This window comes from Siminovitchia thermophila (genome assembly GCF_016909185.1).
Taxonomy (GTDB): Bacteria; Bacillota; Bacilli; order Bacillales; family Bacillaceae_C; genus Siminovitchia; species Siminovitchia thermophila.
In genome coordinates, this window is record NZ_JAFBFH010000010.1 from 50071 (window position 1) to 73960 (window position 23890).

General features: G+C 44.7%; 19 protein-coding genes and 1 pseudogene. 10 read left to right on the forward strand and 10 right to left on the reverse strand.

Annotated features, from left to right (window positions below):
* Positions 1-5: 5 nt before the first annotated feature.
* From JOC94_RS08760 to JOC94_RS08770, 3 genes are read right to left on the reverse strand one after another with little or no spacing between them, the layout of a single operon-like run.
* Complete coding sequence (locus JOC94_RS08760) at positions 6-944, reverse strand: proline racemase family protein (RefSeq protein ID WP_205179070.1); 939 nt, start codon at positions 942-944, stop codon at positions 6-8.
* Positions 941-1978, reverse strand: a complete 1038-nt coding sequence (locus tag JOC94_RS08765) for a proline racemase family protein (protein WP_205179072.1) — start codon at positions 1976-1978, stop codon at positions 941-943. The genes JOC94_RS08760 and JOC94_RS08765 overlap by 4 nt, the downstream gene beginning before the upstream one ends.
* Entirely contained in the window at positions 1975-3150 is a 1176-nt protein-coding gene (locus JOC94_RS08770) for an NAD(P)/FAD-dependent oxidoreductase (RefSeq protein ID WP_205179074.1), read from the reverse strand. Before JOC94_RS08770 ends, JOC94_RS08765 begins: the two co-directional genes overlap by 4 nt.
* 174 nt (positions 3151-3324) lie before the next feature.
* Here JOC94_RS08770 and JOC94_RS08775 point away from each other — a divergent pair, with 174 nt between their 5' ends.
* The 4 genes from JOC94_RS08775 (at position 3325) to JOC94_RS08790 (ending at position 6864) form a co-directional block, all read left to right on the forward strand.
* Positions 3325-4986 (forward strand): sigma-54 interaction domain-containing protein, encoded by a 1662-nt coding sequence (locus JOC94_RS08775; RefSeq protein WP_205179082.1) that lies wholly within the window; start codon positions 3325-3327, stop codon positions 4984-4986.
* A 69-nt stretch (positions 4987-5055) separates the two neighbouring features.
* A complete protein-coding gene (locus JOC94_RS08780; RefSeq protein ID WP_077113577.1) occupies positions 5056-5331 on the forward strand; it encodes a (2Fe-2S)-binding protein in 276 nt (91 codons plus the stop codon).
* Positions 5324-5656: a (2Fe-2S)-binding protein gene (locus JOC94_RS08785; protein WP_205179085.1), complete on the forward strand. Its 333-nt coding sequence runs from the start codon at positions 5324-5326 to the stop codon at positions 5654-5656. Before JOC94_RS08780 ends, JOC94_RS08785 begins: the two co-directional genes overlap by 8 nt.
* Positions 5653-6864, forward strand: a complete 1212-nt coding sequence (locus JOC94_RS08790; protein ID WP_205179087.1) for an NAD(P)/FAD-dependent oxidoreductase — start codon at positions 5653-5655, stop codon at positions 6862-6864. The genes JOC94_RS08785 and JOC94_RS08790 overlap by 4 nt, the downstream gene beginning before the upstream one ends.
* 119 nt (positions 6865-6983) lie before the next feature.
* Here JOC94_RS08790 and JOC94_RS08795 read toward each other — a convergent pair whose 3' ends face one another.
* A complete protein-coding gene (locus tag JOC94_RS08795) occupies positions 6984-7904 on the reverse strand; it encodes a substrate-binding domain-containing protein (RefSeq protein ID WP_205179089.1) in 921 nt (306 codons plus the stop codon).
* Between the two features lie 124 nt (positions 7905-8028).
* On the opposite strand from JOC94_RS08795, the gene modA reads away from it, so the two are divergent.
* From modA to JOC94_RS08810, 3 genes are read left to right on the forward strand one after another with little or no spacing between them, the layout of a single operon-like run.
* Positions 8029-8820, forward strand: coding sequence for a molybdate ABC transporter substrate-binding protein (gene modA / locus JOC94_RS08800; RefSeq protein WP_077113581.1), 792 nt, complete (start codon positions 8029-8031; stop codon positions 8818-8820).
* Between the two features lie 24 nt (positions 8821-8844).
* Positions 8845-9519 carry a molybdate ABC transporter permease subunit gene (modB, locus tag JOC94_RS08805; RefSeq protein ID WP_077113625.1) on the forward strand — a complete coding sequence of 225 codons (675 nt, stop codon included), beginning with the start codon at positions 8845-8847 and terminating at the stop codon, positions 9517-9519.
* A gap of 14 nt (positions 9520-9533) precedes the next feature.
* A complete protein-coding gene (locus tag JOC94_RS08810) occupies positions 9534-10181 on the forward strand; it encodes an ATP-binding cassette domain-containing protein (RefSeq protein ID WP_077113582.1) in 648 nt (215 codons plus the stop codon).
* Between the two features lie 263 nt (positions 10182-10444).
* Here the strand turns inward: JOC94_RS08810 and JOC94_RS08815 are convergent, their stop codons facing one another.
* Positions 10445-13138, reverse strand: a complete 2694-nt coding sequence (locus tag JOC94_RS08815; RefSeq protein ID WP_077113583.1) for a M64 family metallopeptidase — start codon at positions 13136-13138, stop codon at positions 10445-10447.
* A 199-nt stretch (positions 13139-13337) separates the two neighbouring features.
* On the opposite strand from JOC94_RS08815, the gene JOC94_RS08820 reads away from it, so the two are divergent.
* Positions 13338-13880 carry a nucleoside/nucleotide kinase family protein gene (locus JOC94_RS08820; RefSeq protein ID WP_077113584.1) on the forward strand — a complete coding sequence of 181 codons (543 nt, stop codon included), beginning with the start codon at positions 13338-13340 and terminating at the stop codon, positions 13878-13880.
* 256 nt (positions 13881-14136) lie between these two features.
* Here JOC94_RS08820 and JOC94_RS08825 read toward each other — a convergent pair whose 3' ends face one another.
* Positions 14137-16377 carry a M6 family metalloprotease domain-containing protein gene (locus JOC94_RS08825; RefSeq protein ID WP_205179091.1) on the reverse strand — a complete coding sequence of 747 codons (2241 nt, stop codon included), beginning with the start codon at positions 16375-16377 and terminating at the stop codon, positions 14137-14139.
* 628 nt (positions 16378-17005) lie between these two features.
* Between JOC94_RS08825 and JOC94_RS08830 the strand changes: the two are divergent.
* Positions 17006-18790, forward strand: a pseudogene (locus tag JOC94_RS08830) (Xaa-Pro dipeptidyl-peptidase); the annotation flags it as partial.
* A 39-nt stretch (positions 18791-18829) separates the two neighbouring features.
* A complete protein-coding gene (locus tag JOC94_RS23510; protein ID WP_408021910.1) occupies positions 18830-19078 on the forward strand; it encodes an FIMAH domain-containing protein in 249 nt (82 codons plus the stop codon).
* A gap of 416 nt (positions 19079-19494) precedes the next feature.
* On the opposite strand, the gene JOC94_RS08835 is transcribed toward JOC94_RS23510, so the two are convergent.
* The 4 genes from JOC94_RS08835 to JOC94_RS08850 form a co-directional block, all read right to left on the reverse strand.
* Positions 19495-19755: a peptidylprolyl isomerase gene (locus JOC94_RS08835; protein WP_077113587.1), complete on the reverse strand. Its 261-nt coding sequence runs from the start codon at positions 19753-19755 to the stop codon at positions 19495-19497.
* 357 nt (positions 19756-20112) lie between these two features.
* Positions 20113-20964, reverse strand: coding sequence for an ABC transporter permease (locus tag JOC94_RS08840; protein ID WP_236017041.1), 852 nt, complete (start codon positions 20962-20964; stop codon positions 20113-20115).
* Positions 20965-21045: 81 nt separating this feature from the next.
* Positions 21046-22047 (reverse strand): ABC transporter permease, encoded by a 1002-nt coding sequence (locus JOC94_RS08845; protein ID WP_077113588.1) that lies wholly within the window; start codon positions 22045-22047, stop codon positions 21046-21048.
* A 154-nt stretch (positions 22048-22201) separates the two neighbouring features.
* Positions 22202-23848, reverse strand: a complete 1647-nt coding sequence (locus tag JOC94_RS08850; protein WP_205179095.1) for an ABC transporter substrate-binding protein — start codon at positions 23846-23848, stop codon at positions 22202-22204.
* Between the last annotated feature and the right edge of the window lie 42 nt (positions 23849-23890).

Consider the following 23890-nt stretch of genomic DNA (forward strand, 5'->3'; position numbering starts at 1 on the left):
TGCCATTACTTAAGCAAAAAACCGTCAGGCAGAGGGTCCGTTGGATCGAGGATAAACGTTTGCGCCCCTGTCATAAACCCTCTCGCACGTATACTGAACCGATTGTCGCCGTCGACTTGAAGCAAATTTGCTTCAAGAAAACTTCCAAAAATGCTTTCATTCACTAGCCGTTGTTCCGACCGGATTTCCCCTTTCCCCACCAGACTTGTAAAACAGGCCGCCGTCGAACCGAAGCCCGGCGAACGGACGAGCCATCCGTCCTCCCGGAACGTGACTGATTTCACCCTTCCCTTGGATGCTTCCGCCCAATCCATTAACACAACCCTTTCAACTGCGCGTTCCCTTGCCAACTTTTGAACAGCCTGTCGTCCCCATTCTTTTAATTCTGAAAGATTGGCGAGTTCCAGCACGGCGCCAACTTCCTTCGCGTCAAACAGAGCATACAAATGCTCCCCCTGCACGAGGGTATACATTGTCTCTAAAAAAGGAATGTCAGACTTCACGAGAGTAAACGAACCTGTCTCCACAATAACGGATACAACCTGTTCCTTTTCCATTACCGCCGATGCAAAAACGATGCCTTGAACGGTTTCTATCAAATACTCGCTTGATTGTTTCTCCTTTAAGCGGCCATTTTCAAGCAGGGCAGTAGTGATGGCGGCAACTCCGGCATTATGAACAGGCACTGTGCCTTCATGATCAAAAAAGATAACAGCCACATCCGCTTCTTCACTGACAGGCGGAACAACGAGACAGCCGGTGATCCCCGCAAATCCGCGCGGCTCTTTTACAAGCAATTTCATTTCTTCCGAAAAAGTGGCCGGCAGCTGCTCCTCCAATTGTTGCAGACTTCTGTAATGAACGAGTGGCACATCATGGATGATCCGAAAAACTTCGCCTGCCACATGCACGTCAGTCGTGTGATACATTTTTTGCAGTTTCATGTCACATCCTCCGTTTCATGCTCCATCGGCGGAATAAGAAGAAACCCTTCCCTAAGCGGATCTTCCTCATTGTAGAAAAAGCGGTGCATGCCCATCAGCCAGGCCGATCCCGATATGTTTGCCACAACCGCGTCCATTCCTTGGACTTGCGTTTCATGAAGCACACGCCCTGTAAATAATGTGCCGACTATACTCTCATGGACAAATTCTTCTTCTATCCCTATTTCGTCATTGGCATAAAGAACAGCCAGCTTGGCAGAAGTCCCCGTCCCGCACGGTGAACGGTCGATCCCGCCCGGCGGGACGACAACGGTGTTTTTTACATCCGCTTCTTTATGCGTTGGCTCCGTAAAAAATTCCACATGGGTCAATCCCCTGATAAACGGAAATTGCGGGTGGACCACTTCCGTTGATTCGTTGATGGCGTTACGAATGTTGATCGCCTTTGCAATAATGTCGGAAGCGTTTTCAGGAATCAAATCGAGTCCCACTGATTTGGCGTCAATAATCGCGTAAAAGTTTCCCCCGTACGCGATATCCGCCTGCACCTCGCCGATGCCTTCCACATCAACGCTGACGCTCTTTAACAAAAAGGATGGCACATTGTTAAAAGAAACGGTGACCGCCTTTCCGTTTTCGACAAGGATATCCACTTCCACCAACCCGGCCGGTGTATCCAATGTCAAGGAGGTCACCGGCTCTTTTACAGAGATGAGCCCCGACTCTGTCAAAGCTGTGCAGACGCCAATCGTATCATGGCCGCACATCGGCAAATATCCGCCTGTTTCAATGTAGATGACGCCGATATCCGCCGCGGGATCGCACGGCTCTGTCAAAAGCACTCCCGACATCACATCATGCCCTCTGGGCTCATTCATGAGCAGCTTGCGGATCCAGTCATACTCTTTTTTCATGTACAGCATCTTCTCCGACATCGTGTTTCCTTTTAGTTCGGGAAGCCCGCTGATGAGAGTTCTCGTGGGATTTCCTCCTGTATGTGTATCTATCGTTGTAAACACTTTTTGCGCCTTCAAATACTTGCCACCCCTTTCTGAAAACGATGATAGCTTAAAGGTTGAATCGGAATACTGGTCTCTTTTTCATTCATGAGCTCCTCCACAACTTTCCCTGTGACAGCCGCCAGGCTGATTCCATCCCCCTCATGTCCTGCCGCTATGTAAAAATTTGGAATCTCATCCACTCGCGACACAATCGGCAAATGATCTTCCGTGTACGGCCGGAGACCTGCGTAAGTACGGATTATCATCATGTCAGCCATTTTTGGATAAAAGCGAATCGCTCTGCGGGCAATACATTGAATGACTTCATGCTCTACCTTCGTGTTAAAATCGACAAATTCCCGGCTGCTCCCGATTAAAAAATTCTGGCTTTCCGTCGGTTCAAAGACAAGCGCCACCCCATATTTCTCTGTAAGCGGATCAACCCGGCGCTCCCCGCCAAACTTGGAAATTAAATAGCCAAACTCCATCACTTTACGCAAACCGATCTGTTCTTGTCTGGAGGCGACAATGATATGCCCTTTCCTTGGCTTGATCGGAATCGACAGGCCCAGCATCTCCCCGATTTTAGGCGCCCAGACGCCAGCGGCATTCACCACATGGTTAGCGGTAAACATTCCGTTTGACGTATCAATGGAAAAAGACCCGTCTCCTTCCTTTTTTACACGCCTCACCTCCGTATGTTTCCAAGCCTCTGATCCTTGCTGCTTTGCCGCTTCCAACAATGCAAAAGCAAGCATATATGGATTGACGGTTGAATCTGTGGAACATTCCAAGCCCCCAAGCAAGTCGTCAGCAAAATACTTGGACTCATGCCGTATATCATTTCGGTCCAACATCCGAAACGGCAATCCTGCCGCTTTTTGGCGTTCCACCCATTGCTCCGCAGCTTCCATTTCTTCTTCAGATTCACAAACAAGAATACTTCCTGGTGCGCGGTATTCAAATGGATAATCCAACTGCCGTGATAAATCAGCGACAAGCTTCTGGCTGACCAAAGACATCTGGCTGTCAAAACCCGGATCTTTATCTATAGCCAAAATATTTCCATCACAACGAGAAGAAGTGCCGCTTACAAAATCTCCTTTTTCAACAAGGGTCACTTGCCGACCGGATTTGGACACGTAATAGGCGATAGCACACCCGATAATTCCGCCGCCGATGATGAACACATCACAATGTTTCAAAGCTGTTCCTCCCTTCGGTGCTTACTTTTTATAGGTTGCAAATACTGTGCCAGGTCGCTCCGCCTGCCACATGAGAAAATCAATATTACTTTCGGGAAAATTTTAAAAACTTGAACATATTAGTGTATAATAATCTTTACACTGTAAAATTTTTTATATATAAGGGGTGGAATCATGGCTCTTTCGCTGCCAACTATCCGTGAAGTGCTGCATACGTTAATACGGCCTAACAACATGGACTATATATTGGAAAGAGACGGGCGGTTTTTTTACCAAAAAAGTCCGTTTGAAAAAGAATGGCGATGTAAAACGGTATACGAGGACGACACTTTTATGGCGTTAACCAATGCGTTCCAAGAAACTTTCGTCACAGTGGTGCTTGATGCCAATGACAAGCCGAACGGCTATATTACCGCAGCTCAGATGATCCAGTTTCTCTACACCTCCTTTCAACATGTAAGCGCTTTTTATGAAGCAGTCATCAACACATCAGATTCTTCGGTGACGGCCATTGACGCCGACGGTCGTGTCAAAACATGGACAAAGGGCGCAGAAGAAATATTTTCGATTAAACAAGAAGAAATATTGGGACGGTTGATTACGGACTTTTTTGAACCTGACAAACTGGAAATCTTGCATTCTCTTCACAAAGGGAAAAGCATTAAAAACAAACAACATCATCCGCGTTCCGACTTATTTGTACTGATTAATTCCAATCCCGTCTATTACGAAGAGGAAATCATTGGGGCCGTGGTGTCGGAAACGGATGTCACCAGCCAAGTAGTACTCAATGAAAAACTGTTTAACATGTCCTTTGAAGTACACCGCCTCGAGCAAGAGGTCGCGAAATACAGAAAAACAAACGATCCGTTCAGCGCTATTAAAGGAAAAAGCAGAATCCTCCAGGAAACAGTGGATTTGGCAAAAAAAGTGTGTGCCGTTAAGTCAACCGTCCTGATTTTAGGGGAAAGCGGCGTTGGAAAAGAAGTGTTCGCGAAAGCCATCCATGATGCAAGCGAAAAAGAAAGCGCCCCATTTATTTCCGTTAACTGTGGGGCCATACCGGATTCTCTCTTTGAAAGTGAAATGTTCGGTTATGAACGCGGGGCCTTTTCAGGCGCCAGCCAAAAGGGGAAAAAAGGAAAGATTGAACTGGCTAACGGAGGAACTTTATTCCTCGATGAAGTGGGAGAAATGCCGCTTGACATGCAAGTAAAATTATTACGGGTGTTGCAGGAGCAAAAATTTTACCGAATTGGCGGTGAAAAGGAAATCAATATTGATTTCCGTATCATTGCCGCAACAAATCGAAACTTATCGGAGCTCGTGAAAGAAGGAAAATTCCGTGACGATTTATTTTACCGTTTAAATGTCGTCAGTGTCCAAATTCCTCCTTTACGTGAGAGGAAGGAAGATATTATTGAACTGACAAATCATTTTTTAAAAGAGTTGTCTATTCGCTACGATCGTCCCATCCAAGATTTTTCCCCCGAAGTTATGCATTCCTTATTACAGTATGACTGGCCGGGCAATATTCGGGAACTGCGCAATGTCATCGAACGGCTTGTCGTTTTTGCGACGGACGGTATCATCAAAAAAGAGTATTTGCCTTTCGTTCCGGACAGCTTCTCTGATCAAAAACAGCTGCCCAAATGGGAAGAGCAAGAACAACACCAAACCATTTTGCCGCTTCAGACCGAAATGGAAAAGCATGAAAGAAAAGTGTTGGAGCGGGCCTTAAAGATCGTAGAAGGAAATAAAGCGGAGTGCGCCAAGCAACTCGGCATCACACGAGCCACCCTGTATAACCGGCTAAAGCGCCTTGGACTTGACTGAATATCCTCCCTTTGTTGGTACAGTTTTTGCATTATAAACTTGCATAGACAGCAAAAGGAGGCAAAGCCTATGACTGGCAACGAGAACTTGGTCATTTGCCGATGTGAGGAAGTCACTTTCGGACAAATTCAAACAACTGTTGAAACATATACATGCAGTGCAAGGGAGTTAAAGCTCAGAACGCGGGCAGGAATGGGTTTCTGTGGAGGCCGCACATGCAGGGTGACACTTGACCGGCTCATTGAAGAGGTACTGCCGGGCATCTCCGTTTCAGACATTCCGTTGAAATACCAGCCGCCTGTCAGACCGGTCACTTTCGGAACGGCAGGTGATCTTGATGACTAGAATTATTGACCACCCTATTTTAGGCAAAATCGAACATAGAAAAAAAATTCCTTTTCAATTTGACGGAGAAACATATACCGCTTACGAAGAAGAAACAATCGCGGCCGCCCTTTTAGCCAATGGCATCCGCCAACTCCGTGTCCACGAACAAAGTGGAACACCTCGCGGATTTTACTGTAACATTGGCCATTGCATGGAATGCCGTGTCACCGTCAACGGGAAGGCAAATCAACGCGCCTGTCTTACGATTGTGAAAAAAGATATGGCTGTTGAGAGCGGAAAGCAGCATCCCAATATGATTAAAGAGATGGTGGCAAAAAAATGAGCGATGTTATTGTGATTGGCGCCGGACCCGCAGGACTTGCAGGAGCCATTGCCTGTGCTCAACACGGCCTAGAGGTAACAGTACTCGATGAGTTTATAAAGCCGGGCGGCCGGCTGCTTGGACAGCTACACGAAGAAAGACCGGGAAAATGGTGGAACGGAATAGAAGAATCGAAACGCCTGCATGAAAAAGCAAAACAATTGTCCGTTCATATACACTGCGGTGTTTCAGTCTTTGATTTGGAAAAAGCCCAAAAACTTTGGAAAATCCATACAGACGCCGGAACATTTGATGCTCCTTTTATATTACTTGCCACTGGAGCAGCCGAATTTCCAATCCCCATACCCGGCTGGACATTGCCGGGTGTGATGTCTATTGGAGCCGCCCAAGTGATGACCAATGTCCACCGGGTTCGGGCAGGGAAAAAAGGGATCATTATCGGAGCAAACATACTATCCTTTGCCATATTAAATGAACTGCAACTGGCCGGCATTCGTGTGGAACGGATCATCCTCCCAGAAAAAAACGCGCTCAGTCAACATGCCGCTATACCGGAAAATGTCATGGAATCCCTGCTCCATGCTTCCCATTTGGCTCCTTCGCGATTTTTGCGCATTGGCAGCCGCTTGATGAAGCGTCCTGCTTTCCGAAACTGGGGTCTTCAATTTTATCCGAAACAAGGCATAAAAGTAAACGGCACTTCCCTCCAACTCCGAAAAGCGGCTGTTGAAATTGTGGGAAAGACAAAAGTGGAAGGGGTACGAACCGTCAATATTGATTCCCGGGGAAATATCATGTCAAATTCGCAAACGGAGTACGAAGCGGACTTTGTTTGCATCGCGGGCGGGTTATATCCACTTGCTGAATTGGCCGCAGTCGCCGGCTGTCCGTTCCGGTATATTCCTGAATTGGGAGGGCATGTCCCTGTTCATTCAGAAACAATGGAAACACCGCTTGAAGGCCTGTTTGTGGCGGGAAATATCACCGGGATTGAAAGCGGAAAAATTGCCATGGCCCAAGGGACTGCCGCCGGACTCTCGATTGCAAAACAGGCGGCAAAAGAGTCCATGATCATTGATCAAAAATTGGATGAGGCCGTACGAGCTATCCAGGAAACCAGGCAGGCGGCCGCCATTCAATTTTCACCAAACATCCAACAAGGCAGAGAGCGCATGAAAAAGATTTGGGAAGAGCTTTCTGCCGAATAGGCTCATAAAAAAACAGGACCGGGCAGGTCCAGTTTTTTTATGCTGATTTGATATTTATGGCAATCTCTTGGCGTACCCTCATGGTTTTAAAAACCTGGCCAATTCACGAACTAACATCTTTACTGTTCATATACTACTTCACCAGTTCTGGATACATCATAACCGAGGGATTGCAATTCTTCTTGAAAAGATTTATTTTGTAAAATCGCCTGCACGTTGCCGATGAGCTGTTCATTTTCATTTGTTTTTAATATGACAAGATCATAGCTTTCTGTCATCAAGGGGATAAAATCAATATTCGCAACTTTGGCCGTATGTTCAATGCCGACACCGACATCGGCTCTTCCATTGGCCACGCTGCTAGCCACTCCCAAATGGCTTGTTTGAATATCTCCATATCCTTTTACGTGTTTTTTCGATATACCGTTAAGCCGCAGTTGTTCGTCTAGCAGCACCCGGGCTCCGGCCCCCTTCTCACGATTAATCAGCTTTAAACCAGCCTTGGCCAAGTCCGGCCAACCCCTTATTTGCAATGGATTTCCCTTTGCCACATAAAGCCCGGCCCTGCGGCCGATCAAGTTCATCACAATAAAGGATTGACTGACAAGCAGCTTTCTTATGTAGGGAATATTATATTGAAGTGTATCACCGTCGAGCAAATGCGTACTGACAATATCCGCTTTTCCCAAATACATGGCAATCAAGCCGTCAAGGCTGCCCGCGTAAGAACGCAACGGACGATACTGGTTTGTGTTCGATTCGATCTGTCTGGCCAAAATATCGAGACTGCTATCCTGGCCGCTGATCACGACTTGACGCACTGATCCTTTTACCGTTTTTTCAGCTTCCACTTCCGGAGCAGATTTCACTTCCAGTGTCCGTAATTTGTAATGCTCCAGCTCATTCGCATCCACACGCATTTGCCGTCCTACCCGGAACGCTTTCAATTCCCCTTTTTTAATTAAGTCATAAACCGTCAATTTGGAGACTTTCAAGAGCCGGGCAATCTCTTCCGTTGTAAAAGACTCATTGTGTGCCATCAACAACACCTCAATACATATAATCACTCTATTTTATCATTTACTTATATGTTCAAGCTAACTATAATTAGTTATAACTAATGATAAATAGATATAACCAAATCTGCTTTTTTGGGGGATTCAGATGAAAAAGTTCGCCATATTCATCTTGCTAGTCGCTTCGTTGTTATTGGCAGGATGCAACAGCAAGGAAACAACCACCAACGTCGACAAGGAAACAGAAGGGAAAAAGATACCATTGACTGTTTCCGCAGCAGTCAGTCTGACAGAGGCACTGGAAGAAATCAAAGAACTCTATGAAAAAGACCATACAGTCGATATCACTTTGCAGTTGGGCGGCTCCGGCACATTAGCCCGGCAAATTCAGCAGGGCGCACCTGTTGACATTTTTCTTTCTGCCAACCAGGAATGGATGGACACATTGGAAAAAGAAGACCTAATCAATCGTTCGACACGAGCAAATATTACAGGAAATAAAATGGTCATGATTACAAGTGCGGATTCCGATATCCAATATACTTCGGCAGCACAAATTTCAGCGAAAGATGTGGAGCAGATCGCCATTGGCAATCCTAAAAGCGTTCCGGCAGGTAAATATACGGAAGAAGCACTACATCATTTGAATAAATGGAATGAGCTAAAAGATCAGCTTGTTTTGGCAAAAGACGTTCGGCAAGTATTAACATATGTGGAAACCGGGAATGCCGACATCGGTTTTGTTTATGAAAGTGATGCGGTGAATTCCGATAAAATCAAGATGTTAGCCACTGTTGACGATTCTTTGCATGGCCCTATCGTTTACCCGGGCGCCGTCATCGCCAATACGAAGCATGAAAAAGAAGCGGAAGATTTTCTAACGTTTTTGCAAACAGAGGAAGCTCAAAACATTATGAAAAAATACGGATTCAAGAAATAACGTTGGTAAGGTATGATGGAACATATGAACTACTCTCCGCTTTTATTATCATTTAAAACGGCTGCTATCGCGACAATCATCGTCTTTATCACAGGAGTCGTCCTTGCAAGGGTGATTGGGCGCAATTCCTTTACCGGAAAAAGCGTAGTGGAAGCCATCATTATGCTGCCGCTCGTTCTTCCTCCAACCGTTGTCGGCTTCGGCCTGTTATACATTTTCGGAAAAAATGGCATAATTGGCAAGCTGTTGCTTGACTGGTTCGACTTTCAAATTGTTTTTACCTGGTACGGAGTCCTCATCGCAGCAATTGTCGTATCGTTTCCATTGATGTATCAAAGTGCCGTCGCCGCTTTTCAACAATATGATCCGAATGTTGAAAGTGCCGCCTATACGATGGGCGCTTCCAAATGGAAAGTATTTTGGACGATTTCCTTTCCGCTTGCCTGGCCGGGTTTGCTCGCTGGGACTGTCCTTTCCTTCGCCCGCGCACTCGGTGAATTCGGCGCTACTTTGATGATCGCCGGCTATATCCCGAACGTGACGGATACGATTCCGCTCGCCATCTACTTCGCAGTGGAATCTGGAGATATGGAGCTTGCCACCTTTTGGGTCATCATTATCGTTGCCCTTGGATTCAGCGCCATTTTATGGCTAAACTGGTGGAGTAAAAAGAACATGATGAAACACACGAAATCTTGATGGAGGGTTCGAATGTGCTTACCGTTGATATTCAAAAAAAACGATCCCATTTTCACTTGAAGGTGCAGTTCACGGCAGCCAATGAAATCGTCATCTTGTTCGGACCTTCCGGATCAGGGAAAACAACCATCCTACATTGTATTGCGGGACTGAACCAGCCCGACTCCGGGACCATCCGCTTGAACGAGACAACATTTTTTGACGGCAAGCCGCTCGTTCCCATCCAAAAAAGAAACATCGGATATTTGTTTCAAGATTACGCCCTTTTTCCACATATGACCGTCTGGAAAAATATCTCTTACGGCATGAAAAATGAAACATTTGCCAAAGACTTCATGAGAGAACTGCAAATCGAACATCTGGCAAACAAATATCCTTCTGAAATTTCAGGTGGCGAAAAACAGCGTGTAGCCCTTGTAAGAGCGATTGCCACCGAACCAGACGCCCTGCTTTTGGATGAGCCGTTTTCCGCATTGGATGACCATACGCGTATAAAAAGCCATGAAGAATTGCTCCGCATCCACCAGCTCTGGCGCATTCCCATTATTTTAGTCACTCATAACCGCGAGGAAGCTGAAAAACTGGGAGATAGAATTTTATATTTGGAGAATGGAAAACTGGCGAACGAAAGACCCCAACAAAAAACAGAGCCTGGTACATAAGTTAAAAACAAACTGACATTCCCGTACAAATCGTGAAAATAAAACCGCGTGAAATCAAGGTTTGTAAATTTGATTTCACGCTGGCTTATTTAATTTTATAGGGTTTTGTCCGAACCTCAAAGTTAGCTTTCTGACTACTTCGCCCAATCAGGTGCGAGCAGAATTGTGTATGTCACCATATAGCGGCCAAATGCGGAAAAGTCTCCCCCGACAGAAAGCAAGCTCTTTTCACCTTCTTTTAAAAAACATTCACTCCTTCCTTATTAGCTTTCTACTTTTTTAACGAACTCGTTTGCAAAAGCGTTAAGGATTTGTCCGGCTTTTTCCGAGATTAATTGATTCTTTTGCTGGTTATTAAGCAATGTCTCGAAACCGCCCATATGCTGAAGTACTTTTTCATCTTCTCCCTTTTCTTCAAAAAGCTCAACAGCGATCATATGAGTTTTTAATGCGCGGGCTGCCTCCGGATTGGAGAACTCTCCTCCTACTTCAAAATGCTTGATGAAAGAGAGGATATCTTGCGCATTTATATCAGATGTCCCACTTGCTTTATTCGAGGCTCCAAAGTCAGCAACTTTTGCGTTATTATGCACTGAAATGAGCGTTCCATGAACGGAGTTTCCAACTACAACCGGCCCGTATTCTCCGTATTTTTCGTTCACAGATACTTGGTTGTTGTCGAGCAAAGCAAGCGATCCGTTAAATGAGCTGCCTACAATGGATACATCGCTTTTCGTAGACATCACAGTTGTTTTCCCCTGGACAGTGGATTCGACTATTTGAACTCTTTCGGCATTTATACTCTCAATGGCACCATGAATTGTGCTGTTCGATACTATGATTGATGCGCCTCCTTGGACCGTCAGTCCCCCGGATACTTCAGCATCTTCAATACAGACGACCCCATCTTTCACCACTACATTACCTGGGTGCTTTCCAGTCATTTTTTCCGAACAGGCTGGTTTTCCGCCAGGCAAAACAGTCACGTGAAAGTCTTTGGATAAGCCGATATTTCCCGCCGCATCAATTGCACGATGTTCAACGAGATGTGTGCCAAATCCAGCAACAAACGGCCCTCCAGGATCATTCTCATTGTAAGTTTGCTCAAAAGCAGCCTTCGAAAGACCTCCTGTCCCCAAGTTACCATATACGAGTGCCTTAACTACTGTTCCGGAATGTGAAAATGTAAACGGTGTACCCAGAGGGGCGTCCGGAAAACCAAAGTAATTGTACCATCCATCTTTATTTAGCCGAAATTCGCCTACGACAAACCCGGATTGATTATCTTTTGGATCAAGCAGCATATCAAACTCATTGAAATATACGTAATGTTCAGTCCCTAACATGGCCAGCGGATCAGACAATGTTTTTTCGGCTAGCGGAAGTTCATTGTCAACAGTCCAGCCAACTGTATCCGATCCCCCGCCAGAGTCCAACGGGTCCATAACCTTTGCCTTTAATTCAAATGATCCTTTCGGCAAATTGAACTGGCTTAAATCGAGATGACGGGTATCATGTTTGTCTTCTATTTTCTTCCCATTAATCTCCCATGTTACTTGTAACACCCTGTCGACAGGATTGGCTGTTTCAACAAAAACGATTTCATCATGCGTCAAATGATGAAGCGTAGTAGAATGGTTGGTGAACTGAATCTCCACATCTTTTTTCGGAAGCGGAGCTCCAACTGTCCACTCTCTCGTTTGTGTCATGCGCGGCCCATCCAAGTATGCGGGGTCTCGGACAAATTCGGTAGTATCCTTCACAGTTGCCTTTATACTGTCTCCCTTTTTTACATTCACTTTCCCAAGTTCTAAATAGCGGCTATTATTCGTATCTGCCACCCTTTTCCCATTAATCTCCCACGTTACATCAAGCATATGAAATCTTGGATGCATTGTCTCTACCCATAGTACATCCTCGGTGCCGACTTCTCCTTCAGGCGTTGAATTAACCGGCATCTTATTGGCGTTTCTCATTCCAGTAATCCGCTGAGTCATGATTTCCCTGCCAACCTGATCGAAGTAAAATCCAGTCCACCGCATCATAGAATGCTCGCTGGGACGCCAAACATTTGACCCGCGTGTTGAACCACTTTCGTAACCGTCCGGATCCGCAGCCCGAATCATCCCCCCAGACTCGCTTTCTTCCCCCAACCAACGCCACCACTTTGCCTTTTGCGCCATCATTTCCTCTGAGCTCATCCGCGTATGGTGCAAAGAGCTTGGCTCGCTGTTCGGATGCGGCAGACCTGGATATTCTCTGCCCCAATAAGGATATTCATCTTGCAGTTGACCCAAGGAATGACCCAACTCGTGCAAAGAAACCAACGGTCCTTGCGGGCTTCCGCCAGTTGTTGTGGCATGCACGCCGCCGATCCCGCCATAAGTAAACGTATTGGCTATAACAAGCGTTTGAATATTTTGAGATTTTTCAGGTATTCCTAAAAGCGGAGCCACATGATCTCTAAGTATCGCATCCCTGGCTTCAACTCCTCCAGCCCCGTATGTCACACCGCGCGCTAACGGATCAGCCGGACATTCATTCGCATATTGGAGATGAAAAACAGTATCCCGACGGACATTTCCATCATCCGGGTCGCAACTGATTCCTGATTCCTTGGACGGTGTCTCTACCATATATACGTTAAAGTAATTCCGATAACTCCGAAACGGCTCAACACTCCACTGGACATTTTGATTCCGATCCACATCCTCGTGAAACTTGTCCATTTCATCAGCGGTATAACCATCTCCCAGAATGATTAGATTCAATCGTTCACTTGCCGGTCCTGTTACCTGCAATGGAACGATATTGACATCACCAACCTCAAGCTGTCCGCTTTTCGCTGATGCAATGGAAAAACGATCTCCTTGCTCCGTTGCAGGACTCAAACCCATAAGCATCAAGACACCGATCGCAAACAAGGACAATATCACCTTTTTACCTTGACGAAACACGTCATTTTCCCCTCCCTAATCAATCTGTTTTTTTAATGTTTTCCTATCATGTCAACATAATGTTAAAGGTAAAGGTCGATTTGAAAAGAATGTTTCATATGATAAGCAAAAAATAGGAATGATGGTAACTAGGTTTGTTTAGTAACAAAATATTCCAATTGTAATGTAAAATAGTATAAAAGATATAAAGGGTGAATGTATGAATAAAGGAAAGCTTCCACTTGTCATTGCCATTGCTGCGGTATCTGGTGGAGGAAAAACAACAGTAGCCACACAGTTAAACCAGAGCTTACAAAATTCAAAAATACTTTATTTTGATCACTACAATTTTGAAGGTCCAGATGACATGATCGATTGGGTAGACAGAGGAGCTAATTATGATGATTGGAACTTGGTTCCGTTGATTAAAGATTTAGAAGGGCTACTTAGCGAACCACTAGATTACATTGTGCTGGATTTTCCGTTCGCCTATAAACACACAAAAATGAGTAAATTTATTGATTTCGCAGTGTTTATTGATACTCCTTTGGATATCGCAATGGCAAGAAGAGTGATGAGAGATTTTAAGAATAATTCTATTGATGATATATTGTTGGATATGAAAAATTATATTGCACAAGGAAGACGGGGTTATCTTGAGATGCTAAAAACGATAAAGCCAAATTCGGATATCATTGTCGATGGGACATTACCTTTATTAGAAATTATTCATAAAATCTCTACATCTGTAGAAAAAATGTAATAACAGGAACGAACTTGGAGGTACATTTCCTCCAAGTTCATTTTTCCTGCTAGAATACGGTATTTCTAAGTCGTAACGTCTCTGCGGTTGGCCAAGGTCATTTGAATTACCCCTTTTTGTTAATTCCCCACAAAAGTGAACCAAACACTTTAACATAGCCTAATAAAAATCGAGGGTAATGTCTGTTTGTTCTTCCGGACACGTCCTCTATAGGAACGCACATATTTGTTAGACATATCGTTTACGATAGATACCATTATTCATTTCCAACTTTTTCAATCAGCTCATCTGCATAAATCTGAAGGGCTTGTCCAGCTTTTTCCGAAATCAATTGATTCTTTAACTGGTTATTTAACAAAGTCTCAAACCCGCCCATATGCTTGAGCACCTTTTCATTTTCTCCTTGTTTTTCAAAGCGCTCTACAGCGATCATATGGTTTTTTAAAGCCCAAGCTGCTTCTTGGTTGGCAAATTCGCCACCAGTCTCAAATTGTTGAATCAACGAAACTAGATCGCTGGCAGTGACATTTGTTCCGGCAACACGTTGGATTGTTACGGCTTGATTCGTATCTGTTTCCGATACTGCCGTAAAAGAAAGCACTGTCTGCGAATCTTGGCCTTCCGGAACTTGCACATAGACTGGCACATTCACTGTCTGCCCTGCTGCCACTTCAATCACTTCGTGTTGGAGCATCGTGTTCCATCCGCCTTCTGTTGCCGCATTCAGCCGGTATAGGTCAGCACTATCCCCACTGTTTGTCACATTGAAATGGTATGTGGCCACTTTTCCGGGAGCCGCTTTTTCCGCCTTGTCCTTGACCGCTTCTACTCCACGATTATAGTCCCCCGCACCATCCAAATGCCGGACAGCCACCCGGTAAGAAAGCACACCATCTTCGTCATATTTCTTATCAAGAATATAAAAGTGGAGCCTGTTATGCTCATCAACGTATTCGCTGACCACTCCATCCGCTGTTCCTGCTTTAAATAACGCATCTGCCAACTGACGATAGTCTCCTTTTGAATACATGGCTTTTTCACCATTCGGTCTCGTGAAGTCTACCTGATCAATATCTTCCGGATTTGCATCAATCACCCATATGTTTGGTGCGGATTCAGCGTTCTTTGTTTTGGCCAACAGCACTCCTGAGTCTGGTATAAATGAGTCAAACCCTACACGATCTACCACTTCCAAGGTATAGTTGTCGTACCATTTCGCTCCCCGTTGCATATCGGCGCGCCAATCATCCCGCAAGGAATTGGGCGGCGTCAAATCTTCCATTTCGATATTGATGCCATATATGCCGCTCCGGCCAAACTGCTCACCGCTCGGGACTGCGCGGGCAAGGACGTCCGCAAACACCGGACCGGTGTCTGCCAATTCATCCCGGTTGACGTTCAAATATTGGCCTTCTGTCAAGAAGCCCTGTTTAATCTTGTTTCTCAGCATATGATGGGATGGCGCAGAACCTCCTAAAGTTGGCTGAACCATCCATCTTGTATGAGGGCCGCCTGGCCCATTAAAGCTGCCGCGACTCATTAATTCCCAAGGACCTGAATACGTGCGGGAAACAGGGTCGGCATATGGATTGTTATAGTTGTCCAGCAACTGCATAATATGTCCAAATTCATGTGCGAAGGTTCCCATTCCATCGTTTTCACCTTGAACAGATATGCCATTTCTTATATCAGCGTGGGACCAAATCCCTTTGGCGGCAACCCATGAAGTCCATGGAACATACCGTGTCGCAGCCCAATTTGGCATATCGGGATATTCGGAAGGCGCTCCATATTCATCACTTACAGATTCGGGACCATCAAACATCATTTCACCAAACTCCTGCCAAACACCTGACTCATCATATCCGGCGTGCAGTATAAATGTAAAATCATATTCTTCTCCCGAAGCTTCCATATCGGCTTTTGCCTTATTCATCGCTTCTGTTCTAAAAGTACTTTTAGGCGTATAATCCGGTGGTAAAAATGGCTGCTGTCCAAACTCATTCATGCCATACTCAAATTCGTTGTGATCCATTCTGTAAGGACCAAAGGCATCAATGTCCACCGACCATTTTCCAAAAGAATTTTCCATCCAGTATTCGTTAATTGTCCGGTGATTGTTTAAAGGTTGAGGTTTGTTTAAAGAATCTTCCCAATACTTCGGCACCTCTTCCCTGGGAATATTTCCATTGATCGGATTCCCATGATGCTCGCTTCCCTCTTCCGAACTTAGAATAAACTCCCGGTCTGGAAAGTCTACTACGACCAATGCGCCTTTCAACACTCTTTCAGGTTGAATATTCGCGTTGTTCCAATCCATCCCTGGTACGGGTCGATAGTCATCCCATGTCATATGTTCCGGCAACACCCAAGACTCGGAATCTACCGGTTCCGGAAATGTGTCCAACCCGGATTGTTGAGCATAAACAGGTGAGGTGAGGCCTACTGAAAGCAAAAAAATACCTAAAACAACAAAAATGCTATTTATTCGCCTCAAACCAGCAACCTCCTTTTATTTTTAACAAAAGCATACCATTTAAATTTAATTCCGACAATTGAGAATATACTGAATAATATTTAAGTACTATAAAGGCTGACTGGTCCTTTGTTCATAAGAACATCGCCTATAACCCATTTTTTTACACATTATTCATTCTTCTTAAATAACAACTGAAACTTTTCATAATAGGGTTTAGGTGATGCTTTATTCTTAATATTTATTATATTCTGAATGAAAGTGTGGATCATCACATCTATTCCTTTTCTGTACCCATTTCTAGAGACTTAATGAAAAATAGTGATAAAGACCTGTAAAGCATTTGCAAAAGGTTACAAGGTATGAACAAACCTTTAAGAATCCGTTCTCCCTTGATGGCTGAGTATGCACTGGATGCTTCGCTTTTGCCAAACAGCATAAAAGCAAATGATAGGCAATATATCCTAACGACAACAGATTACTTGCTTACTATTTTATTTATTTCAATAATTTTAAATTGTTTAAATTAAGCAACAGTGTTATGTTATGGATAACTCAAACTGTATTTTTTAACGGGGGAGGAAACAGGATTTGCGCGGCAATACGAGCAAACCGAAATGAACGATTCACCAAAGGAGGAAGATGGGTAATGAAAAGGCCGGTCATCTATTCACTCTTCATGTTGATGATCCTTTTGGGAAGCACCGCCGAAGTTTCAGCCAATCAGATTTCACCGACTGCTTCCTCCAAGGAACCAGTCAAAATGAATGGACTTGTTCCGGAAACAGCAACAGAATACACCAAAATAGAACTAGAAGACGGAATGACGAAGCCGATCTATCCCATTGATGAGGCCATCATCGAGAACTTATTGGTTGAAACAGAAACAGATAGCGATGGGGATGGTAAACGGGACCGCGTGGCTATTCGTGTCATGCGCCCGCATACAGATCCCGGAATAAAAGTGCCGGTCATCTATGAAATGAGCCCATATCGGGCCGGCGGAAATCCAGTTGATTTTCACAACGTTGATATGGATTTGGTTCCGATCGACGGCAAGCCGTCGGCAGCAAATCTTGGCTCTTTGGGAGATTATTATGTTCCAAGAGGCTATGCGGTCATTTTAGGATACAGCATTGGGAGCGGTGCCTCGGACGGCTGTCCAACAGTAGGCGATGTACATGAAATCATGGGAACAAAGGCGGTCATTGATTGGCTCAATGGACGGGCTAAAGCTTTCACAGAAGATGGGGGTGAAGTGAATGCCGATTGGTCGACTGGCCATGTCGGCATGATTGGCGTCTCCTATAACGGCACATTGCCAAACGGCGTTGCGGCTACCGGTGTGGAAGGGCTGAAAACGATTATACCCATAGCGGCAATCAGCAACTGGTACGATTACTACCGGGCAAACGGCGCCGTGGTTGCTCCCGGCGGCTACCAGGGAGAGGATGCCGACGTATTGGCTAAATATGTTTTAACACGGAAAAATCCCGATATTTGCCAACAAGGAATTGATCAGCTCACCGAAAAACAAGACCGTATAACAGGTGATTATAACGAGTTTTGGAACAGGCGGAATTATTTGAATGACGCGAATAACATCAAAGCAAGTGTCTTGATCGTCCATGGCTTAAACGACTGGAATGTAAAGACAAAGCAGTTTTCACAATGGTGGGAAGCACTAAAGCAAAACAACATACCGCGAAAAATGTGGCTCCATCAGGGAGGCCATAGTGGGGTTTCATCAAATAATTGGAAACAGACGGAAAATAGATGGTTCGATTACTGGCTATATGGAATTGAAAACGGATTGATGGACGAACCGAAGGTCGACATCCAGCGTGAAGACCGTACGTGGCATCAGCAAGAGGACTGGCCTGCCCCTGAAGCAGCTTCCGTAAAGCTGCATCTTAAGGAAGGCACCGATACAGATAGCGGAGTTCTCAGCAGCGAAGCGTTCGCAAATGCATCGAGTCATGAAAGCCTGACCGATACCCCCTTGAAAAAAGCAACTGAGCTTGCGGCAGAACCGGAAATAAAGTCTGAAAATCGCCTTGCTTATCTTTCACCAGTATTAAAAGAGCCCATCCGTCTAAGCGGCACACCTGTAGTGACATTGAAGGCAAGCATTGACCGGCGTGTAGCCAACTTGACCGCACTTCTTGTCGATTATGGCGGAACGAAACCGGAAATCGTCACACGGGGATGGATGGACCCACAAAACCTGGAATCAGCCGCACAATCTGTACCACTAACACCTCATCAAGCATATACATTCAAGTGGGATATGCAGCCAGATGACTATGTGTTTAAATCGGGGCATCGCCTGGGCATCATTCTTCTTGCAAGCGACCATGAATTCACAATCCGTCCTCCGGCCGGAACAAAAATAACAATATTTCCTGGAGAAAGTGAAATAACCCTGCCAATTGATGGTGAATTGCAACATCTGAATATCACCGCGGCCATCATGGAAAAAACTGTACAGCAATTCGAGAAAGATGGGGAGTTTACAAATAATGAGGCCGCCCGTTCCTTGCAGGTTCATTTAGTATCCATCCATCATTTCGAACAGCAAGGCAAAGCTGAAAAGGTAGTTCAACATATGAAAAGTTTTTACCCTTTGCTTGATCACTATTTTCAAAAAGGACATATGTCAGAACGCGCCTATCAAACTTTGAAATCTGACACGGATTACTTCATAAAAAAATGGCAATGACCTTTTGATTACCAAAATGATGATGAAATAAAACCGATATTCTCCCCTTGATCCAGACAGATGGGGAGTTTTTTGATGACTCTAAAAAAGGGCGAGAACACCTAAAATTCATATCTTTATCGGTCAACTGCAATAAAATGCCAAAAGCGATAGGCATTTGAAAGAAGCGGTAGATGAGTGCGTTCAAGAAAGTGAACCGGCTTCAGCCCGCATACATAATAGGGCTGAAGCCAGTGTTATTCTAGGCGAAAAGCTCGCAAGGAAAGGCAATCACCATGTATCCCTCTGAATTTACGTAATCCGCCTTAAACACATCCTTGAATACATCCACCCTTACACAATTCCCGTCATTTCTACGAGTGGTTTCAGATCTACTTTTTTATTGGAGTGTCGCTAAAATCGCTTCTCCGTTTTTCTCATACGTCCCCGGCTTTTTCATCCACCTGCCTATATACGGGCTCGCCCTCTTGTTGACACACGGCTTCTTCAAATTCCGGCAGCATCGCACCGACAGTAAAATATTCTAATTTTCCTCCTGCTTTTGCATTGGAAGTATCGGTAGAATATTGTTTTGCCAACGCTTCAAATTTTTCTCCTTTATCAAACGTTTGTTTTATTTCCTTGGCCGTCTTTTCATTCTTTACCAAAATAGGGGGAGCCTGAATCTCCGTTTTCATGCGCTTATAGTACTCTTTTATCTATTTTTCTCAAATATTACCACCACATCTATCGCCTTTTCGTTTAAAAGGCCGATGCGCACCGCCCCTTCCCCCTAGAAACCCTTGACTTGCCAGCCACATCTCAAACTGGTCGCCCAGTTGATCCTATGCTCTCTATTACCTTTTCATCTATTTCTTTATCATTTAATCTTCCAATATGTTGACAAACACCCTTAACAATTCCTGTCTATATCTTTCTTTTAGCTCACATCAGTTTCCATTGCAACTTTCACCGCTTATTTGCGTGTTTTGCGTTGCATGCGGATATGATGAAAAGCATAGAAATGATCACCAAGCTACTCATTGTACCTCGCTTTAGTTTTTCATCTTGGGATCTAAAACGTCCCGCAGTCCATCACCCATAAGATTGAATCCGAGAACAACGAGCACAATACAGACTCCCGGCACAATCAACGTCCACGGCGCAAGCTGTATAAAATCTCTTGAATCCGCTAGCATTTTACCCCACTCCGGCAATGGCGGCTGCGCTCCGAGCCCCAAGAAACCAAGCCCGGCGGCATCCAAAATGGCTGTGCCAAATCCCAATGTGCTTTGTACGATGAGCGGAGCCATGCTGTTCGGCAATATATGGTGGAGCAGTATGCGGCCATTTTTCATTCCCTGGGCCCTCGCCGCCATGATAAACTCCTCTTCCCGCAAACTAATGACCCTGGAACGGACAAGACGCCCAAAAATCGGAATATTAACGATGGCAATCGCAATCAAGGCGTTTTGCAGAGAGGCTCCCAAAATGGCTACAATAGCGATGGCCAATAAAATGCTCGGAAAAGCAAGCAAAATATCAAAAAATCGTGAAATAAGCATGTCCACCCAACGCCCATAATATCCGGCAAGAACACCTAAAATCGTTCCAAAAAATAGTGCGCCTATAACCGCAAAGAAACCAACTTGAAGAGAAAGTCTCGCGCCATACGCAATTCTTGTAAAAATATCCCGCCCAAGATCATCCGTTCCAAGCCAGTGTGTTGCAGACGGAGGCTGCAGCCTGTCGGAAATGACTTGTTCATCGAATCCGTAAGGCGTAACGAACGGGGCAATGAATCCAAGCAAAACAAAAAATAGTATGATAAAAAAACCGGTAATGGCAAAACGATTTTTTCTAAGCTGTCTCAAAGCATCCCGCCAAAGGGAGGGAGGGGCTCCCATTTCAGGTTCCTCGGGCCTTTTGGGAGGAATTTGTGTTGAGGGCCCCATTTCAACATTTGTTTGCATATTTGATCCCCCTTATTAATATTTGATTCTGGGGTCGATGACGGTATATAAAATATCGACAATCAAGTTAATAATGACAAATATAAAAGCGATCACCAATATTCCGCTTTGAATGACCGGATAATCCCGATAATTAATCGCCTCAAATATATAACGTCCCACACCTGGCCAACTAAAGATCGTTTCAGTTAAAATCGCACCGCCCAATAATACGCCTGCCTGCAGACCAATGACGGTGATGACAGGGATAAGGGCGTTTTTTAATGCGTGTTTATAAATCACCAGGAACGTGCCCGCCCCCTTTGCCCGGACTGTCCTAATGTAATCGGACTTCATTACCTCCAACATGCTGGAACGTGTCATTCTGGCAATAATCGCCATTGGAATCGTTCCGAGTGCGATAGCTGGCAAAACGAGGTGTTTTAAGACTGTCACCGTTTTTTCAAAGTCCATTTGCAGAAGAGAATCGAGGACATATAAATGGGTGATGGGTGTAATGGGATCCTTGCTTGCCTCTCTTCCATAAGCAGGGAGCCATGCAAGCTCTTGGGCAAACAGCCACTGCTCCATGAGCGCCAGCCAGAAGACAGGCATTGATACACCGATTAAGGCAAACAGCATCGCCAAGAAATCAAACCATGAATTTTGCTTCCAAGCACTGATAATACCGGCATTGACTCCGATAATAATGGCAAATAAGATGGCGAAAAATGTCAGCTCAAAGGTCGCCCCCAACCGTGGCAGCATTTCAGTCAATATGTCATTTTTAGTCCGCAAAGATGTTCCCAAGTCCCCCTGCAGCACATTTGATAAATAGATTCCATATTGAACGGGATACGGCTTGTTTAAGCCCAACCTTTCTTCCAGTTCCTTAACTGTCGACTCTTTAGCCGCTTCCCCTAAAATGGTTTGTGCCGGATTTCCGGGAATCATATGTACAATCGCAAACGTAATAATCGTCATTCCAAGCAAAACAGGAATAAGCACGAAAATACGCCTGCCAATATAGGCATACATACATCCACCCCATTTCCTAAATTGATGAAAGTGCATTTGATTGTAAAAATAAAAATATAGGGTAATAGAAGGACTCTATTACCCCACCAACTCGTGTGGTGTGCGCCACTTTTTTTCTAGTGAACTGGGTTTTGTCCCAGCCCTATATTGATCTTTATTCCAGTTCTACTTCTTCTAACGGATCACTCGTGGATGGATGAGGTATAAAGTTTTTCACGGTGCTTTTTGCCGCCACAAGCGGTTTGGAATGTACCAACAATGCTGTCGGGGCGTCTTCGCTTAACAGCACTTGCGCTTCCTTGTATAGTTTGGCCCGCTCGTCTTGCTCTATAGACAGCCGTGCCTGATCCAATAATTTATCCACTTCTTTATTTTCATAGAAGTTTCTGTTCTCTCCTCCGATCGCTTTACTGTGCATCAAGCTGTCAAAGAAGTAATTCGGGTCGCCATTTGTGCCCGACCAGCCCATTAAATACAACTCTTGATCACCTTTCGCCGTTTTCTCCAAATAAGGCGCCCATTCTTCACGGACAATGTTTACCTTGATGCCAACCTGCCCCAAATTGTTTTGAATGATTTCGCTTACCTTTTCTGGGTCAGGCATATATGGCCTTGATACAGGCATGACCCATAGGTCAATATCAAATCCATCCTTATAGCCTGCTTCGCCCAGCAGTTCTTTCGCTTTCTCCGGATTGTAATCATATCCTGCCACTTCATCGTTATACCCCAAATAGGTTGGCGGGATGAGATTCTTCGCGGGAGTCGCGTAACCCGAATACAATGCGTCAATGATAGACTGTTTGTCAATGGCATAATTGATCGCCTGACGTACTTGCTTATTATTTAACGGTTCCTTTTGATTGTTGAATCCCAAGTAACCTACGTTATTTTCGCTGCGTGTAAATAACTGCAAATTTTCATCCGCTTCAATGCCTTCGGCATCTTCGGGGTTTACATCATCAATGATGTCCACTTCACCCGATTTGAGGGCAATTAAGCGGGCGGCGGTGTCTGGAATGACTTTATAAATAACTCTATCTAATTTGGGCAATCCTTCTTTCCAATAATCTTCATTTTTTTCCAAGACAATTTGGTCATCCTTCGTCCAACTGGCAAACTTGAATGGACCAGTTCCTACCGGATTTTCGTTAATTTTTGAGCCATGTTCTTCTAAAGCGGCCGGGGATGTAATGGAAAAGTAGTGCATGGCCATATTTTGCAAGAAAGAACCTAACGGCTCATTTAAAACAAACTCGATTTCATAATCTCCTTTTACATTGACCTCCTTGATGATATGTCCCTCTTCCCCTTTATAACCTCCGAACATGGCGCCGTATAAGGGATAAATATATCCGTCATCGGCAAAGCTGTACTGATGTTCCGGATCGGACCAACGTTCAAAGTTGATTTTTACTGCTTCTGCATTGAAATCTGTACCATCATGGAATTTCACTCCTTCTTCCAGGAAGAAAGTATACGTCAATCCATCTTCCGAAACTTCCCATTCCTTAGCAAGCTTGGGTACGATTTCAAATGACTCTCTGTCATAATCGAGTAAGCTTTCGTAAATATTTTTCGTCACACGGGAGGTTTCTCCATCAGACACGCTGGCAAAGTCCAAACTGCTGGAATCCCCGCCACGGGCATAAATAAGCACCTGTTCAGTATCTTTTTCTTTTTTCCCCGATCCTTTTGAATCATCTGATGTGGTCTGATCTCCACCGCTGCATGCCGCAAGGAACAAAGCTAGTCCAGTGACAAGTGAAAGTAAAAGAGCTAATCGTCTCTTCAAACCCATTTCCCCCTTTTCATTCATAAAATGAATTTAATAAAGCTTATT